The sequence below is a fragment of the Micrococcus sp. CH7 genome, from assembly GCF_001595485.1.
GTDB lineage: Bacteria > Actinomycetota > Actinomycetes > Actinomycetales > Micrococcaceae > Micrococcus > Micrococcus luteus.
The window spans coordinates 160,236-176,632 of record NZ_LOSQ01000021.1; the positions used below are offsets into that span (position 1 = coordinate 160,236).

14 protein-coding genes are annotated in these 16,397 nt (G+C 67.2%); 8 read left to right on the forward strand and 6 right to left on the reverse strand.

What is annotated here, in order from left to right; translation table 11 throughout:
* The first annotated feature begins 6 nt into the window (after positions 1–6).
* From AUV08_RS06440 to AUV08_RS06455, 4 genes are read left to right on the forward strand one after another with little or no spacing between them, the layout of a single operon-like run.
* Entirely contained in the window at positions 7–1,557 is a 1,551-nt protein-coding gene (locus AUV08_RS06440) for a class I SAM-dependent DNA methyltransferase (protein WP_061873146.1), read from the forward strand.
* The gene (locus AUV08_RS06445) at positions 1,554–3,047 is read left to right on the forward strand and encodes a class I SAM-dependent DNA methyltransferase (RefSeq protein WP_061867257.1); all 1,494 of its coding nucleotides are present in this window, start codon (positions 1,554–1,556) and stop codon (positions 3,045–3,047) included. Before AUV08_RS06440 ends, AUV08_RS06445 begins: the two co-directional genes overlap by 4 nt.
* The gene (locus AUV08_RS06450) at positions 3,044–4,201 is read left to right on the forward strand and encodes a restriction endonuclease subunit S (protein WP_061867256.1); all 1,158 of its coding nucleotides are present in this window, start codon (positions 3,044–3,046) and stop codon (positions 4,199–4,201) included. The genes AUV08_RS06445 and AUV08_RS06450 overlap by 4 nt, the downstream gene beginning before the upstream one ends.
* Complete coding sequence (locus AUV08_RS06455) at positions 4,201–7,137, forward strand: type I restriction endonuclease subunit R (protein WP_061867255.1); 2,937 nt, start codon at positions 4,201–4,203, stop codon at positions 7,135–7,137. The genes AUV08_RS06450 and AUV08_RS06455 overlap by 1 nt, the downstream gene beginning before the upstream one ends.
* A 313-nt stretch (positions 7,138–7,450) precedes the next feature.
* Here AUV08_RS06455 and AUV08_RS11780 read toward each other — a convergent pair whose 3' ends face one another.
* The 4 genes from AUV08_RS11780 to AUV08_RS06475 all read right to left on the reverse strand — a co-directional run bounded on the left by AUV08_RS11780 (position 7,451) and on the right by AUV08_RS06475 (position 11,924).
* Positions 7,451–9,082 carry a DUF6119 family protein gene (locus AUV08_RS11780; protein WP_158530791.1) on the reverse strand — a complete coding sequence of 544 codons (1,632 nt, stop codon included), beginning with the start codon at positions 9,080–9,082 and terminating at the stop codon, positions 7,451–7,453.
* Positions 9,083–9,191: 109 nt separating this feature from the next.
* Complete coding sequence (locus tag AUV08_RS06465) at positions 9,192–10,241, reverse strand: RNA methyltransferase (RefSeq protein WP_061867325.1); 1,050 nt, start codon at positions 10,239–10,241, stop codon at positions 9,192–9,194.
* Positions 10,242–10,257: 16 nt separating this feature from the next.
* A complete protein-coding gene (locus AUV08_RS06470) occupies positions 10,258–11,103 on the reverse strand; it encodes a sulfite exporter TauE/SafE family protein (protein WP_061873147.1) in 846 nt (281 codons plus the stop codon).
* Complete coding sequence (locus AUV08_RS06475) at positions 11,100–11,924, reverse strand: ABC transporter ATP-binding protein (protein ID WP_061867252.1); 825 nt, start codon at positions 11,922–11,924, stop codon at positions 11,100–11,102. Before AUV08_RS06475 ends, AUV08_RS06470 begins: the two co-directional genes overlap by 4 nt.
* A gap of 86 nt (positions 11,925–12,010) precedes the next feature.
* On the opposite strand from AUV08_RS06475, the gene serB reads away from it, so the two are divergent.
* Positions 12,011–12,847, forward strand: coding sequence for a phosphoserine phosphatase SerB (gene serB, locus AUV08_RS06480; protein WP_061867251.1), 837 nt, complete (start codon positions 12,011–12,013; stop codon positions 12,845–12,847).
* A gap of 73 nt (positions 12,848–12,920) precedes the next feature.
* On the opposite strand, the gene AUV08_RS06485 is transcribed toward serB, so the two are convergent.
* Together AUV08_RS06485 and AUV08_RS06490 are read right to left on the reverse strand one after the other, a co-directional pair.
* The gene (locus tag AUV08_RS06485) at positions 12,921–13,679 is read right to left on the reverse strand and encodes an SDR family oxidoreductase (RefSeq protein ID WP_061873148.1); all 759 of its coding nucleotides are present in this window, start codon (positions 13,677–13,679) and stop codon (positions 12,921–12,923) included.
* A gap of 37 nt (positions 13,680–13,716) precedes the next feature.
* Entirely contained in the window at positions 13,717–14,463 is a 747-nt protein-coding gene (locus AUV08_RS06490) for a beta-ketoacyl-ACP reductase (RefSeq protein ID WP_036315234.1), read from the reverse strand.
* A gap of 171 nt (positions 14,464–14,634) precedes the next feature.
* Between AUV08_RS06490 and AUV08_RS06495 the strand changes: the two genes are divergently transcribed.
* Genes AUV08_RS06495 through AUV08_RS06505 form a run of 3 tightly spaced genes read left to right on the forward strand, consistent with a single transcriptional unit; the run spans position 14,635 to position 16,384 of the window.
* Complete coding sequence (locus AUV08_RS06495) at positions 14,635–15,102, forward strand: DUF3099 domain-containing protein (protein ID WP_061867250.1); 468 nt, start codon at positions 14,635–14,637, stop codon at positions 15,100–15,102.
* Positions 15,099–15,470, forward strand: a complete 372-nt coding sequence (locus tag AUV08_RS06500; protein WP_061867249.1) for a hypothetical protein — start codon at positions 15,099–15,101, stop codon at positions 15,468–15,470. The genes AUV08_RS06495 and AUV08_RS06500 overlap by 4 nt, the downstream gene beginning before the upstream one ends.
* Entirely contained in the window at positions 15,467–16,384 is a 918-nt protein-coding gene (locus AUV08_RS06505) for an SURF1 family protein (protein WP_061867248.1), read from the forward strand. The genes AUV08_RS06500 and AUV08_RS06505 overlap by 4 nt, the downstream gene beginning before the upstream one ends.
* Positions 16,385–16,397: the final 13 nt, after the last annotated feature.

The window sequence follows — 16,397 nt, forward strand, 5'->3', positions numbered from 1 at the left end:
AGACGGATGACCGAGGATGAGGCACGCGCGGCAGCGCGTGCATTGCGGCCCCACGGCGGGAGCGATCGGCTGACGCTGGCGGAGCTTGAGCAGTACCTTGCCGCCGCGGCTGACCTGCTGCGCGGCAGCATCGACCAGGCCGACTTCAAGGCATACATCTTCCCGCTGATGTTCTTCAAGCGGATCAGCGACGTCTACCTCGAGGAGTACGCCCAAGCGCTGGACGAGTCCGGAGGCGACCACGAGTTCGCCCTGTTTGCGGAGAACCACCGCTTCGTGATCCCCGAGGGCAGCCTGTGGGGTGACGTGCGCAGCCACACCGAGAACATCGGCACTGCGCTGCAGACCGCGTTCCGCGAGATCGAAAAGGCCAACCCAGAGACCCTCTACGGCATCTTCGGCAGCGCCAGCTGGACCAACAAGGACAAGCTGCCCGACCGCAAGCTCGCCGATCTCATCGAGCACTTCTCGAGTAAGGCTCTGACCAACGCCGCTGTGCCGCCCGACGTGTTCGGCAACGCGTACGAGTACCTCATCAAGAGGTTCGCCGACCAGTCGAACAAGAAGGCCGGTGAGTACTACACGCCGCGCTCGGTGGTCGGCCTGCTCGTCAACATCCTCGATCCCACCGAGGGTGAGACGGTCTACGACCCGGCTTGCGGCACCGGCGGGATGCTGATCGAGGTCATCGAGCACGTGAAAGATGCCGGCGGCAGCCCCAAGACCCTGTGGGGCAAGCTCTACGGCCAGGAGAAGGTGCTCGCCACCTCCGCGATCGCACGGATGAACCTGCTGCTACACGGCGTCGAGGACTTCAAGATCGTCCGCGAGGACACGTTGCGCAGCCCCGCCTTCTACACGGGCAACAACCTCGCGCAGTTTGACTGCGTCGTGGCCAACCCGCCGTTCTCGCTCAAGAATTGGGGCGAGCCCGAGTGGGCGTCCGACAAGTGGGGCCGGAATGCGCTCGGTGGTGTTCCGCCGAAGGGATACGCCGACTGGGCGTGGGTCCAGCACATGATCACCTCCGCGAAGCCGAAGACCGGCCGGGTCGCCGTCGTCCTGCCCCAAGGGGCACTCTTCCGGCAGGGAGCTGAGGCGCGGATCCGCACCCACGTGCTCAAGTCAGACCTCGTCGACGCGGTCATCGGGTTGGCCCCCAACCTGTTCTACGGCACTGGCCTCGCCGCCTGCGTGCTGATCCTTCGAACGGAGAAGCAACCAGACGAGTACGGCAAGGTGCTCTTCATCAACGGTGAAGACCTGTTCAAGCGCGGACGCAACCAGAACACCCTCGAACCCGAGCATGCCCAGCAGATCCTCGACGCCTATGAGCTCTACGCTGACATCGAGGGCCGCTCCCGTGTCGTCGACCTGGCCGAGATCGAGAGCAACGACTACAACCTCAACGTCCCGCTGTACGTCGCGCCTCCTGACAGCGGTGAGAAGCTCACGCTCGAGGACGCGCTCGCGAATCTCGAAACGGCGCACGCCGAGGCGACCACGACGCGTGCTGCGCTGGAGGCCGAGCTGGCGAAGTGGGGGCTGTCCGTATGAGCACCCGAATCACCCAGCGTGAGCTGGAGAACTACCTCTGGGGCGCGGCAATCGTTCTCCGTGGCCTGATTGACGCCGGCGACTACAAGCAGTACATCTTCCCGCTGGTCTTCTTGAAGCGGATCTCCGACGTCTACGACGAGGAGCACGCCGCCGCGATGGAGGTGTACGAAGACGAGGAGCTCGCCGACCTCCCAGAGAACCACCGCTTCGCCATCCCCCACGGCTGCCACTGGGACGACATCCACGGCGTCACGCAGAACATCGGCGCGGCACTCCTGCACGCCATGCGCTCCATCGAGAAGGCCAACCCCGACACACTCCCCGGCGTCTTCGGCGACGGCGACTGGGGCAACAAGGACCTGCTCCCGGACTCGACTCTGGCCGACCTCATCGAGCACTTCTCCACCAAGACGCTCTCGATCGCCAACCTGCCCGAGGACGAGCTCGGCAACGGCTACGAGTACCTGATCAAGAAATTCGCGGACGACTCCGGTCACACCGCGCAGGAGTTCTACACCAATCGCACGCTGGTGCACCTGATGACGATGATGCTGGAGCCCCAGCCGGGTGAGTCGGTGTACGACCCCACCTGCGGCACGGGCGGCATGCTCATCTCCACCGCCGCCGAGCTCAAGAGGCAGGGCAAGGAGTGGCGGAATCTGCGCCTCTACGGCCAGGAGCTCAACTACGGGACCTCTGCCATCGCGCGGATGAATCTGTTCCTGCACGGGATCACAGACGGTCACATCGCTCACGGCGACACCCTCAGCCGACCGGCATTCCTCGACGGCAAGGGCCATCTGCAGACGTTCGACGTCGTGCTGGCAAACCCGCCCTACTCCATCAAGGCCTGGAACCGTGCCGCATTCGCCAAGGACCCCTACGGCCGGAACGTCTGGGGTGTCCCGCCACAGGGACGTGCCGACTACGCGTTCTTCCAGCACATCGCCAAGAGCCTCGACCCCGATACGGGCCGCGCTGCGATCCTCTTCCCCCACGGGGTGCTCTTCCGGCGTGAAGAGGCGTCCCTCCGCAAAGCACTGGTGCAGTCAGACCTCATCGAGTGCGTCCTGGGGCTCGGCGCAGGGCTCTTCTACAACAGCCCGATGGAGGCCGTGGTCGTCACGCTCCGCGCCAACAAGCCCACCGAGCACCAGGGCGAGGTGCTGTTCATCAATGCCGTGAACGAAGTCGCCCGCGAACAGGCACAGTCCTTCCTCCGCGAGGCGCACCAACAGAAGATCCTGGCCGCCTATCGCGCCTTCGAGCCACAGGACGGGTTCGCTGCAGTTGGCACCCTCGACCAGATCGCGGAGAAGGGCCACAGCCTCGCGATTCCGTTGTACGTCGCGGGCGACTCGGCGAATGAAGGCGGCGAGCACATCGATGTCAGCGATGCAGTGGCGCAGTGGCGAACTGCCGCGCAGGTTTCGGACCAGGCGATTACTGACGTTCTCGCGCTGCTGAGAGCGGAGGTGCCCGCGTGAGCCTCAACCTCGACAAGTCGCGCTGGAAGCGGGTTGCCTTCGGCGACGTTGTTCGTAACGTCAATGAGACCATCCGTGATCTCGAAGCGGCCGGCATCAACCGCGTCATCGCGATGGAGCACATGGACCCCGGCGAGCTGAAGGTTAGCCGGTGGGGTTCAACAGAGGACGGCACCACCTTCACGCGACGCGTGAAGCCTGGACAGACGCTCTTCGGCAAACGGCGCGCGTACCAGCGCAAGGTTGCCTACGCCGAGTTCGACGCCATCTGCTCCGGCGACATCTACACGTTCGAGACCGATGGGACGCAGCTCCTTGGTGAGTTGCTCCCGTTCCTCGTGCAGTCGAACGGCTTCTTCGAGCATGCTCTCGGTACGTCGGCAGGGTCGCTGTCGCCGCGCACGAACTGGCGTGACCTGAAGGATTTCGAGTTCGATCTCCCACCCCTCGACGAGCAGAAGCGCATCGCCGACCTCCTCTGGACCGTCGAGCGGCACAGACGAGCGCTGACCAAAGTGCACGCGGAGGTAGTCCGCAGCCAGTCAGAACTTGTTGAGCAGTTCGTGCGGGCCGCGCCCGGTCGCGAGGTAAACCTTGGTGACGTTCTTAAGATTGTGCGCGGCGGCTCGCCGCGACCAATCAATGAGTACCTGACCGACAGTCCCGACGGACTGCACTGGATCAAGATCGGTGACGTACCGCCGGACGGCAAGTTCATCGACAGGACGGCGCAACGAATTAAGCCGAGTGGTCTTCCCAAGACTCGCACGGTGAAGCCGGGCGACTTCATCCTGTCGAACTCGATGAGCTTTGGCCGCCCGTACATCGTTCGGATCGACGGATGCATCCATGATGGTTGGCTTTCACTTTCGGATGTCGGTGGCCGCTGGCGAACTGACTACCTGTACTACCTTCTGCGGAGCTACGGGGTGCAGTCACAGTTCCGGCAGGGTGCCGGCGGCTCGACGGTAAAGAACCTCAACACCGACATTGTGAGCCGCGTTTCTGTTGTGCATCCGTCCCTTGAGGACCAGGATTCTTTGCTCGAGCAGATGGCCTCAGCGTCATCCGCAGTTGCCTCCGTGGCAAAAGAGTCGGATGCGGTGAAAGCGATCAAGTCAGCTCTGTCTGAGACAGTTTTCGGGGGCGACTGATGGCGCAGTTCAACGAGGCAAACTCGGTACGTGACTTCATCCGGGACCTCGTCAAGTCCATCGATGTCCAGTTCGTGCCGGGTAGCGAGTTGCCGCGTCGCGTCGACGAGGTGCTGCTGGAAGGCGTACTCAAGGGTGCGCTGATCAACCTCAACCCTGAGATCGAGGCTGATCCGGCGAAGGCCGACGAGGTCATCTACAACCTCCGCGCGATCCTGATCGCGGCGCGCAACAGCCCGCACCCGGTGGTCGCTAACGAGGAGTTCATGGCGTGGCTGACCGGGCAGAAATCGATGCCGTTCGGGCCGAACGGCGAGCACACCACAGTCCGTCTGATCGACTTCGAACATCTCGACGATGACTCCTCGAACCAGTGGATCGTCTCCACCGAGGTGACCTTCACGCAGGGCCGGCTGGAGAAGCGGTTCGATCTCGTGCTGTGGTGCAACGGTCTGCCCCTGGTGGTCGGTGAGGCGAAGACGCCGATCCGGCCGGCGTACACCTGGATCGACGGGGCCGCGCAGATCCACGATGACTACGAGCAGAGCGTCCCGCAGTTCTTCGTGCCCAACGTGTTCTCCTTCGCAACCGAGGGAAAGGACTTCCGATACGGCACCATCGGCATGCCCATCGAGCTCTGGGGCCCCTGGCGCGAGGACCCCACCGACGAGGACGCGCCGGCGAAGATCGGTCTCGTCGCGGTCCAGGAAGCCGTCGAAGGTGTCCTGACGCCACGCGCGGTGCTGGACTTCCTGCGATTCTTCACGCTCTACGCGACTGACAAGAAGCATCGCAAGATCAAGATCATCGCGCGGTTCCAGCAGTTCCAGGCGACCAATCTGATCGTTGACCGGGTCCTGCTCGGCAAGGTCAAGCAGGGCCTGATCTGGCACTTTCAGGGCTCGGGCAAGTCACTGCTCATGGTCTTCACTGCGCTCAAACTGCGCGCGATGGCCGAACTCACGAACCCAACTATCCTGATCGTGGTCGACCGCATCGACCTGGACACCCAGATCACGGGCACCTTCAACGCCTCGGACGTCCCGGGCTTGGTGTCGACGGACTCGCGCGCGCAGCTCCAGACACTGCTCAGCCAGGGCGCGCGGAAGATCATCATCACCACGATCCATAAGTTCGGCGAGGCACCCGGCGTCCTCGACGCTCGGCAGAACATCATTGCGATGGTCGACGAGGCTCACCGCTCGCAGGAGGGTGACTACGGGCAGAAGATGCGTGGGGCGCTGCCCAACGCGTACCTCTTCGGTCTGACCGGCACCCCGATCAACCGGCGCGACCGCAACACGTTCAAGTGGTTCGGTGCACCCGACGACGAGGGCGGCTACCTCTCGCGATACTCCTTCCAGGATTCCATCCGCGACGGTGCGACTCTTCCGCTGCACTTTGAGCCACGCCTCTCGGAGATCCACATCGACCAGGAGGCCATCGACACGGCGTTCGAGGAGCTGGCTGCCGACCGCGACCTCTCCGAGAGCGACAAGATCACGCTTTCGAAGAAGGCGGCCTCGATCGAAGTGCTGATCAAGACGCCCTCGCGCATCGCGAAGATCGCCGCTGACATCGCCAGCCACTTCAGGGAGAAAGTCGAGCCACAGGGGTTCAAGGCACAGGTCGTCGCGTACGACAAGTCCTCCTGCGTCGCCTACAAGAACGAGCTCGACAAGCACCTCGGGCCGGAGGCATCGACCATAGTCATGTCGAAAACCCGAGGTGACTCGCCCGACTGGGCCAAGTGGACCCCAGGTGCCGAGGAGCTGGAGCAGGTTGTCGCGCGGTTCAATGACCCGACCGACCCGCTCAAGATCATCATCGTGACGGCGAAGCTGCTGACCGGGTTCAACGCTCCGATCCTCTACTGCCAGTACCTCGACAAGCCGCTGAAGGAGCACACGCTGCTCCAGGCGATCACTCGCACCAACCGCGTGTACCCGCCGGACAAGACCCACGGCCTGATCGTCGACTACCTCGGCATCTTCGACGACGTCGCCCGATCCCTCTCCTTCGATGAGCGGGCTGTCCGGGAGGTCGTCTCCAACATCGAGGAACTGAAGGCTCAGCTCGCGCCGGCCATGGCTGCCGCGCTCGCGTTCTTCCCCGGGGTCGACCGCACGGTCGGCGGGTACGAAGGCCTCGTCCAGGCGCAATCCGCGATCGCCGACGATGTCACGAAGGACGCCTTCGGAGCCGCCTACAGCGTGGTGTCGCAACTGTGGGAGGCACTCAGTCCGGACCCCATACTGGGCAAGCATCGCGACGACTACCGCTGGCTCACGGACGTCTACGAGTCGGTCCGCCCCTCAGACATCACGGGGCGACTCGTGTGGCACGCGCTCGGAGCCAAGACAATCGACCTGATCAACGAGCACGTCGCCGTCGAGATCCCGCAGAACACCGAGACGATCGTGCTCGACGCTCAGACGATCGAAGACCTCATGACCGGTCGGCGCACCGACATCCCCACCGAAGAGATCGAGCGTCAGATCACCGCACGCATCGCCCGGCACCTGCACAACCCGGTCTTCGTCGAACTCGGCCAGCGCCTCAACGACCTGCGCGAGCGCTACGCCGACATCCAACAGTCCAGCCTCGACTTCCTCCGAGAGCTTCTCGAACTCGCCCGCGACACTGTTGCTGCCGAGAAAGCAGCCGACGAGATGCCCCGGGAAGAGAAGGGCCGGGCGGCCTTGACTGAGTTATTTGACGCTCTCAAGGGCGATCAGACCCCGATCATCGTCGAGAACGTCGTCAACCGGATCGACGAGGTCGTCCGTGGGGTCCGCTTCGAGGGGTGGCAGTCCACGATCCGCGGCGACCAGGAGGTGCGCCAAGCGCTTCGGAAGACCCTCTACGTCCAATTCAAGATTCGCGACAACGACGTCTTCGAAAAGGCCCTCGGCTACGTCCGAGAGTACTACTAAGCTCCGAACCGGCTGAATGCAAGTCAAGCCGATGATAACTGGAGGACGGATCCCGAGTATGTCTCGATATGCCCCTTGCTTAACTTCCGGGTTCATCGGTCGGGTCCGGCGCGTCGTACCACGGCATGGGGCTACCAGAGATGCGGAACGGTCTAGAGCGAACGGCACGTCAGGCCGATGGGACCGTGGCACTACACATACTTAGCTAGGAAAGACCGGCTAATTCTTTGGTTCGACACCCCACGACCATCGCGACCGTTTTCACAAGTCGACGAGCCTGAACGTAGATTCCACAACGCCCAAGCGTAATTGACTATTCTTCTGGCAGGTAGTCAATACTTGCGATTCTCACTTCGATACCGCGGGCTTCCAGCTCGTCGAATACTCTGACCAGTGAGACCTTACTAAAGCTGAAGAGGTCGTCCGCTGTAAGTGATTCGCCTATGCGTTTCGAGCGAATGGCGTACACGACCTTTCGTGGTTTCGCGCCAATCAGATCCTCATTGCCGCCGCGCTGCTGGACCCGGCTGCGCAGTTGCTTGCGTGCCTCTTCGTCGTACTGCAGTGCATGGGCAGAGTTGCCGCCTTGGGCGAAGAGGTGACTCAGCGGCGCGGAGGAGGAAGCCGACTTTACGTGCACGTACACATCGTTCGTCGTAATGAGGTCACTCGGCTCGAAGCCCCGCTTATTCTGAGTTGTCTGCACGAGCTTCCGATCCATCAACACCGCGCCGAGCGCCTGCGCAGCCTTACGATTATAAGCCTCCTCGTCATCAGGCGCATACCAAGCTGGCATGGCCACGCCAGCCTGTTTCGCAAAGATGTTCCTAACGTGGTCGTCGAGCTGCTTCGCGTAGTCAAGGTCCATCGCATACCACTGCCCGTTATGCAGGAAGTAGCGACGCCCAGACTCTTCCTTCTCAAAGGCCACCCACTTTCGAAGCGGGATATCACTACTTACGGGCTCCTCGCCCTCCGCGTCACCGAACAGCTGGATTTTAATGGTATCCATGAACGAAATTTCGCGGTCTTTCATCAAGTCGATGATCAGTGCCGCAGTAGGTAGGCCGGCGCGCAGAGCGGTGCCTCCGCCTCGTTTTACTCGGAACGCTTCGGGCGGCTTATTCTCGCTTAGGTGTTCATGGGGCCACGTAACGGCGATCTTAGATACGTCGGGGGACTTCTTTAGCTCGGCTCGAAGGTGCTCTTCCAGCTTGTCATGTAACGAGGTTTTCTTCTTAACCGGTACGAGCTGCTCAAGCACTTGCAGCTCTGCGCGAGGCTTTTGAGAGAGCAGGGCCTCGAGCACCTTAAGATCCGAAACCAGCTCTGTGGGGGTGAGTCCGAGTGGCACCGAGAGGGCGTCCGCCCCTCTCACGCGAAACGGCTTGTCGATGGTAAGACCCTTGATCTCGGCCTTTCCAACGACTCGAGTGACCAGCTCACCGAAACCACCGATGCCGAATCCAGTCAGTCCTGCACCTGCGGGAATGGACGACCGATCGATCTTTGCCCTCTCGTCAAGTACTGTCCGAGTCAGGGAGCTCAGCAGGTCCGGATCAACGGATCTCAGCGCGAGTCTCTGTCCGAACGCGCCGTCGACGTGACTCTGATCCAAAAGCAGCCAACCCATACCCCAACACAATCCCCAGGTAGGCGTATCAGCTTCATCATTCGCGCGAAGCAAGAGAACGCCTGCTGCCGTTGTGTTGGTTGTTTCCACTGTCACGCCAGTGAGTTGGTGGACGCGACTTGCCCACTTCACGGGGCCATCGGCCCCTACATGGCCATATACGAGGAGGGCGTCACGATCCGCCACCTTGCAGGGCTCGGTGACGACGGAGCGTTCATCGCGGTACTTCTTCTTGACAGCATGTTCGAGCTTGGCGGTATGCCTCAATCTGTACAGGGTCGTAGATTGAGCATTCATTTTCCGGCGGGCCATGCTGTCTCCTTCGCGCGCATCTAACAGCCACCAGACTAAGTGAGCTCCACCCGACCATGCCATAAAGGCACGCAGGACGTCGGCTGGATCGGATAGCTGAATCCTTGAACTACTTCGTCGCGTAGAACGTCACCGCTGAGCTCGCCGCAACGTTCAGCGAGTCCACGCCATGCATCATCGGAATCGTCACGCGCCGATCAAGCAGTCTGTCGGTCTGCGGCGTCAGCCCATGCCCCTCACTGCCGAATACTAGTGCGAGATTGTCGTGGTCCTCGGCGACCAACTCATCGAGCGTGATTGCGCCCTCCCCCAGTGTCATGCCCGCCACGACATATCCAGCGTCCTTAAGCACCTGGATGCTGGCAGGCCAGTCATCAACGCGAGTCCACGGCACTTGGAAGACCGTACCCATCGACACACGGACAGACCGCCGGTACAACGGATCAGCACACGTCGGCGTCACCAGGATCGCGTCGACACCCAGTGCCGCAGCTGATCTAAAACATGCCCCAACGTTCGTATGATCCACCAAGCCCTCAAGCACAGCGATCCGCGAGCGGCGCTTCGTACTCGAGACAGAACGATCGTGTCGGCCCCCTGGACTCTCGCCAGGAACTCCCGTCCTACGCCGCTCCTCACCACTGGACACGCGAGAGTTGAGCTCGAACGTATCGTCGACCTCGCTTTTTGCTACCTTGGGCTGCCAAGGTCGGCTGGTATCCGAGGAACGTTCGCCAGCCTGCGGTGGTTTGGAACACTCCACGTTCGTGTGGTCCACGACGTCCTCGGCGATGAGCACGCGCCGGGCGTCCGCGAGGACGTCGGCGAGCGGCCGGGGTGCGGGGCGGTCCATCGCGGCCAGGGCGCCGCGGTGCAGGTGGAACCCGGTGAGGGCCTCGAGCACGTCGTCGGGTCCGGTGAAGACCGGGACGTCCGGATGGGCGGCGAGCACGTCCGCGAAGGACCGGCGGTAGCGGTCCCCCAGCAGGAAGGAGCGCGGGGTGTGTCCGGTGTCCAGCGCGCGGCGGACCACTTGGGATGACTCGGCGAGGAAGACGCCGTGCTCCGCGTCGACGCGACGGCGCAGGGCCGCGTCCGTCATGGTCGTGTAGGGGGCCAGGCGGGGGTCGGCGAGGTCCTCGATCCGCTCCAGGCGCACCTCGCGGGTCCCGCCCTCACCCACCCGAGACCTGCCGCATCACCATGACCACCAGCCCGACCAGGCCCACGATCACGATGGTGACGCGCAGGGCCGTCGGTGAGATGCGCCGGCCGATCCGCGCGCCCACGAGCCCGCCCACGAGCGAGGAGAGCGCGATCAACAGGACGGCCCGCCAATCGATGCGGTCGAAGGCGAAGACCAGGTAGAACGCGGCGGCGGTGAGGTTGACCACCAGCGACAGCCACGTCTTCACCGCGTTGGCGTGCACGAGGGTGCCGCCCACCAGCAGCACGCCGAAGATCGCCATGAGCATGACGCCCTGGGCGGCCACGAAGTAGCCGCCGTAGATGCCGGTCAGGAACACGAGCGTCCACAGCGTCGGGGTCACGGGGCCCACCGGCACGGGAGAGTCCGCGCCGGGGGTCGGCCCCTGGTCCTCCGCCCGACGCCGGACCCACCCCTGGATGCGCGGCTGCAGCACGACGACCGTCAGGGCCACCACGAGCAGCACCGGCGCGACGTAGCCGAACACGGCCGGGGGCAGCGTGGTGAGCAGGGCGGCGCCGATGACCCCGCCGAGCAGGGACGCGACGGTCAGCTTCGGCAGGAGCACCCGGGACTGGGCCAGCTCGCGGCGGTACCCGTACGTGCCGGAGAAGCCCGAGGCCACCAGGCCCATCGCGTTGGAGACCTGCGCCGTCACGGGCGGGAACCCGACCGCCACGAGCGTCGGGAAGGTGACGAGCGTGCCCGAGCCGATCACCGAGTTGATCGTGCCGGCCCAGAACCCCGCGAGCAGCACGAGCAGGACCTGCCACAGGTCCATGCCCAGCAGCTGCGCGGTCAGCAGCCCCGTCACCGGGCCACGGCGGTGTACCGACCGCCGGTGCGGGTCACCTTCAGGTCCGTGCCGAACGCCGCGGAGAGGTGCTCCTCGGTGAGCGTCGACTCGATGGGCCCGGCCGCCACGACGCCGCCGGCCCGCAGCAGCAGCGCATGCGTGAAGCCCGGGGGCACCTCCTCGAGGTGGTGCGTGACGAGGACCAGCGCGGGCGCGTCCTCGTCCGTGGCGAGCGCCGTCAGCTGGCGCACGAGGTCCTCACGCCCGGCGAGGTCCAGGCCCGCGGCGGGCTCGTCCAGCAGGAGCAGCTCGGGATCGGTCATCAGGGCGCGGGCGATGAGCACGCGCTTGCGCTCACCGTCGGAGAGGGTGCCGAACGCGCGGTGCGCGAGGCGGGAGAGCCCCCAGGTCGCCACGAGGCCGAGCGCGCGGGCGCGATCCTCCGTCTCGTACCGCTCGCGCCACGTGCCGGTGATCCCGTAGGAGGCGGTGACGACGGCGTCCTGCACGGTCTCGTTCGCGGGCACCTGGGCGGCGAGCTGGGCGGAGGAGAGGCCGATGCGCGGGCGCAGCTCGAACACGTCGACGGCGCCGAGCACCTCGTCCAGCACGCCGACGTCGCCGGCGGTCGGGTGCAGGCGGGCCGCGGCCAGCTGGAGCAGCGTCGACTTGCCCGCGCCGTTCGGGCCCATCACGATCCACCGCTGCCCCGCGCGGACCGTCCAGTCCAGGGGGCCGAGGATGTCGGTGGTGCCGCGGCGCACGCGCACGCGGCGCATCTGCAGCACGGCGTCCTCATCCGGGAGGAACCAGTCGTCGGGAGGCGCGGGGGTGGTCATGGGGGCCAGCCTAGTCCGGCCGGCCGGCGCGTCGCCGATGCGACGCACGCCCGGCCGCGCCCACACCCCCGCCTAGGATGCCGCGCATGAGCACCCTGCGTCGCCTCGTCGTCACCGCCGACCCCGCCCTCCTCGTCACGGACGCGCCCCCGGTCGGCGTGCCGGACGACGCCGAACGGCTCATCGACGACGGCCTGCTGGGCTGGCGCTTCGCCGCGGACGAGTGGGCGGCGGCCCCGGAGCCGAGCTCCGGGTGGGACGTGCTCACGCTGCCGGCGGCGGTCGCCGCCGCGCCGGTGCCCCTCGTGGTGACGGACGTGGACTCCACGCTGATCCGGCAGGAGGTCATCGAGCTGCTCGCCGCCCACGCCGGCCGCGAGGCCGAGGTCGCCGAGGTGACGGAGCGGGCGATGCGCGGTGAGCTCGACTTCGCCGCCTCGCTGCACGCGCGCGTCGAGGCGCTCGCGGGGCTGCCCGTGGGCGTCGTGGCGGATGTGGTGCGGGCCATCCGGCCCACCGACGGAGCCCTCGCGCTGATCGAGGCCGTCACCGCGGCCGGCGGCCGGGTGTGCGCGGTCTCCGGTGGCTTCACCCAGGTGCTCGCCCCGCTGGCCGAGGCGTGGGGCGTGCACGCCTACTGCGCCAACGAGCTCGAGGTGCGGGACGGGCACTTGACCGGGAGGGTGCTCGGCGACGTCGTGGACCGCGCGGCGAAGGCCGCCATGCTGCGCGCCTGGGCCGAGGACGCAGGGCTCACCCCCGAGCAGGCCGTCGGCGTGGGCGACGGCGCCAACGACATCGACCTGCTCGAGGCGGCCGGCTGCGGCGTGGCGCTGTGCGCAAAGCCGATCCTCCGGGAGCACGCGGACGTCGTCGTCGACGTGCCCTCCTTCACCCCCCTGCGGTGGCTCCTGGGTCTCTGAGGCGCCCGCGCCCGGAGGTCACGAGGGCCGGATCCCACGGATCCGGCCCACGTCGTCAGGGGTGTGGTGCGGTTCAGTCCTGCCCGAGGAAGTCCTCGGCGCCGCCCACGAGCTCGGTGTGGCCGACCTCGAGGTCCTCGCGGCCCACGAGGGAGGCGATCTCGGCGGCGAACTCCTCCACGGAGTAGAGCTTGCCGGCGGCCTCGCGGCGGGCCTCGATGGCACCGGGCTCGGCGCGGTCGAGCAGGGTGGCGGTGATGGTGCCCTCGGTCATGTCGCCGGAGACCACCACGAAGCCCACGCCCTTCTCTGCGAACGCGGGGATGCGCTCGCGCAGGGCGTCCTCGCCGGCGCGCTTGGAGCGGGCCACGGGCTCGTAGGAGTCCATCGTGGCGACCTCGTCGATGAAGTGCGCCTGGTGGGAGGTCACGAACACGATCTGCCCGCCGGCACCCATGCGCTCGAGCGCGGCGTCGGCCAGCGCGGCCTGGGCGTCACGGTTGAGCTTCAGGGCGTAGTCCTCGCCGAACTGGGACTCCATGCCGCCCGAGGCGTTGAGCACGAGCACGTCGAGCGAGCCGAAGTGCTCCACGGCGGCGTCCAGCAGCGCGGCCCGATCCTCGGCGACGGTCACGTCGCCGCCCACGGCCACGGCGCGGCCGCCGGCGTCCTCGATCCTCTGCACCACCTTGTTCGCGCGCGGCGCCTTCTGGCGGTAGTTCACCACGACGCCCGCGCCGCGGGCGGCCAGCAGCTCGGCGGTGGCGGCTCCGATGCCGCGGGAGGAGCCGGTGACGACGACGCCGCGTCCGGCCAGGTCCTGCTCGGTCATGTTCTGTGCTTCCTGTCTGCTCAGCGGTCGGTGGTCGTCAGTGGCCCATGCCCAGGCCGCCGTCCACGGGGATCACGGCCCCGGAGATGTACGCGGCCTCGTCCGAGGCCAGCCAGCGCACGACGCCGGCCACCTCCTCCGGGGCGGCGAAGCGGCCGGCCGGGATGGACGTCTTGTACTGGGCCTTGAGCTCGTCGTCGAGGGACTGCGTCATCTCGGTGTCGATGTAGCCGGGGGCCACGACGTTCGCGGTCACGCCGCGCGCGCCGAGCTCGCGCGTGATCGAGCGGGCCATCCCGACGAGGCCGGACTTGGAGGCGGCGTAGTTGACCTGGCCGGGCGAGCCGAGCAGGCCCACCACGGAGGAGACCAGGACGATGCGTCCGCGCTTCAGGCGCATCATGCCCTTGGTGGCGCGCTGCACCACGCGGAAGGCGCCGGTGAGGTTCGTGTCGATCACCGAGGTGAAGTCGTCCTCGGACATGCGCAGCAGCAGCTGGTCGTGGGTAATGCCGGCGTTGGCCACGAGCACCTCGACCGGGCCGTGGACCTCCTCGACCTCGCGGAAGGCCGCGTCCACGGAGGCCGCGTCCGTCACGTCGGCCCGGACCGCGAGGACCCCCTCCGGCCCCTCCCCCGAGCGGGAGGTGATGGCCACCCGGTCGCCGTGCGCGGCGAACGCCCGGGCGATGGCCAGGCCGATGCCGCGATTGCCCCCCGTGACGAGGACGCTGCGGCCGGCGGCCTGCGCGTCCGCTGCGGGCGTGGTGGTCTGATCGGCCATGGGAACACCTTCCGGACGGGACGGGACTAGACTGAAGCACCGGCGCGGCGCCGTCGACGCCGTCCTGCGGGACGCCGCCGAGGGCGGGCGCGCCGGCATGTGAACCACCACTCTACGTCCGCGGCCACGCGGGGGCCCTCCGCAGGGCGCGACGTGCCAGGAGGATGCGCCATGACCAGCTCCGCCGCCGGCTCCCGAGCCGGCCGTCCCGCCCGCGCCGGGCGCGGGACGACACCGGAGGTCCAGGGGGTCACCACCGCCGCCGCCGGCCGCAGCGCGGACCGGCAGGCGCGCATGAAGGTCTACCTGGTCCAGATGCTGCTCCGCACCGCCTGCTTCGTCGCCGCGCTCTTCACCCACGGCTGGTGGCAGCTCGGGTTCATCCTCGGCGCGGTCGTGCTGCCCTACGTCGCCGTCGTGCGCGTGAACAACACCGGCCCGCAGCAGGCCGGCACCCTGCGCGCCGTGCCCGCCCAGGGACCCGCCCTGGCCCCCCGCCCCGACGACACGGCGGCGCCCAAGCCGGTCGTGCTCACCGGCGACCTCGTGGACGACCCGCGCGACCGTGCGCCCCGGGCGCTGGGCCGAGGGTCCTCGTCCGCCGGCGGTCCCGGCCTGCCCGGACGGGGCGCTGCGTGATCGGGGCGGGCCCGGGCGAGCCGGGCATGGACCTGCTGGGCGCCCTCGCGGCCGGCCGCCTCGACCCCGCCGCGGGTGCCTCCGCCACCCGATCCCCGCGCGCCGCCGCGGACGGGCCCGAGCGGCCGGTCTGCTCGCGTCGCGGCTGCACCGCGGAGGCCGCCTGGGCCCTGGAGTGGAACAACCCGCGCGTCCACGCCCCGGACCGGGTGAAGACCTGGCTGGCCTGCGCGGACCATCGGCCCTTCCTGGACGACTTCCTGAGCGCCCGCGGCTTCCTGCGGCGCTCCCGCCCACTCGACCCACCCGCCACGGAGGCGCCCGAGGTCGAGACGCCCGAGACCCCGCAGGAGCCCCCGCGCCCATGAGCACCCCCGCCCCCATGACGGCCCCGACCGCCCGCGACGCCGAACGCCTGCCTCCCCTGCGCTTCGGCTTCCTCGCCACCGGCCCGTGGATCCTCGGCTTCGCGGTGTGCATCCTCTTCGCGTTCCTGTGCCACGCGCTCGCCCAGTGGCAGTGGGACCGCCGCGTGGAGGTCCAGCACCGCGTCAACCGCGTCCTGGAGAACTACGACGACGACCCGATCCCGTTCGCCGAGGCCTCCCGGCTGTTCACCGCGTTCCAGACCGAGGACGAGTGGACGCCCGTGACACTGACCGGCGAGTACCTCGTCGACGAGACGCTCATCGTCCGCAACCGTCCTCGCGCCGGCCAGCCCGGCTACGAGGTGCTCGTGCCGTTCCGGACGGACGAGGGCCCCGTCGTCGTGGTGGACCGCGGCTGGCTCCCGGTGGGCAACACCCCGGGTCAGCCGGACGCCGTGCCGGCCCCGCCCGCCGGGCACGCCGAGGTCGTGGTGCGGGTCAAGCCCGGGGAGCCGGCCCTGGACCGCGACGCCCCGGACGGCCAGGTGCCCTCGATCGACCTCGCCGAGATCGCCGACACCGTGGGCGGGCCCGTGGCCGGGACGGCCTACGGGATCATGGTCACGGAGGACCCGGCGGTGGAGTCGATGCCGCAGAAGCTCGTCGAGCCCACCCTCGACGAGGGCCCGCACCTGTCCTACGCGATCCAGTGGTACCTGTTCGCGGCCATGGGCTTCGGGGTGTGGGGGTACTCCGCGTGGATGCGCGCCCGCAACGACCGGGCCGACGCCCTCGACGACGCCGCGGACGACGGGCTGCTCTCCGCGCACCGGGTCCCCCGTGCCAAGCCGGTCCGGCGGCGGCGCGACGGGCGGCTCACGGACGAGGAGGCCGAGGACGCGCTCTTCGACTGAGCCCGCCCTCCGC

Coding starts and splice junctions, on each gene's coding strand:
- AUV08_RS06445 (WP_061867257.1), top strand. CDS start 1,554: ATGAGCACCCGAATCACCCAGCGTGAGCTGGAGAACTACCTCTGGGGC.
- AUV08_RS06475 (WP_061867252.1), bottom strand. CDS start 11,924: ATGACCACCCCCGCGCCTCCCGACGACTGGTTCCTCCCGGATGAGGAC.
- AUV08_RS06490 (WP_036315234.1), bottom strand. CDS start 14,463: ATGGCCGATCAGACCACCACGCCCGCAGCGGACGCGCAGGCCGCCGGC.
- AUV08_RS11780 (WP_158530791.1), bottom strand. CDS start 9,082: ATGGCCCGCCGGAAAATGAATGCTCAATCTACGACCCTGTACAGATTG.
- AUV08_RS06455 (WP_061867255.1), top strand. CDS start 4,201: ATGGCGCAGTTCAACGAGGCAAACTCGGTACGTGACTTCATCCGGGAC.
- AUV08_RS06495 (WP_061867250.1), top strand. CDS start 14,635: ATGACCAGCTCCGCCGCCGGCTCCCGAGCCGGCCGTCCCGCCCGCGCC.
- AUV08_RS06505 (WP_061867248.1), top strand. CDS start 15,467: ATGAGCACCCCCGCCCCCATGACGGCCCCGACCGCCCGCGACGCCGAA.
- serB (WP_061867251.1), top strand. CDS start 12,011: ATGAGCACCCTGCGTCGCCTCGTCGTCACCGCCGACCCCGCCCTCCTC.
- AUV08_RS06485 (WP_061873148.1), bottom strand. CDS start 13,679: ATGACCGAGCAGGACCTGGCCGGACGCGGCGTCGTCGTCACCGGCTCC.
- AUV08_RS06440 (WP_061873146.1), top strand. CDS start 7: ATGACCGAGGATGAGGCACGCGCGGCAGCGCGTGCATTGCGGCCCCAC.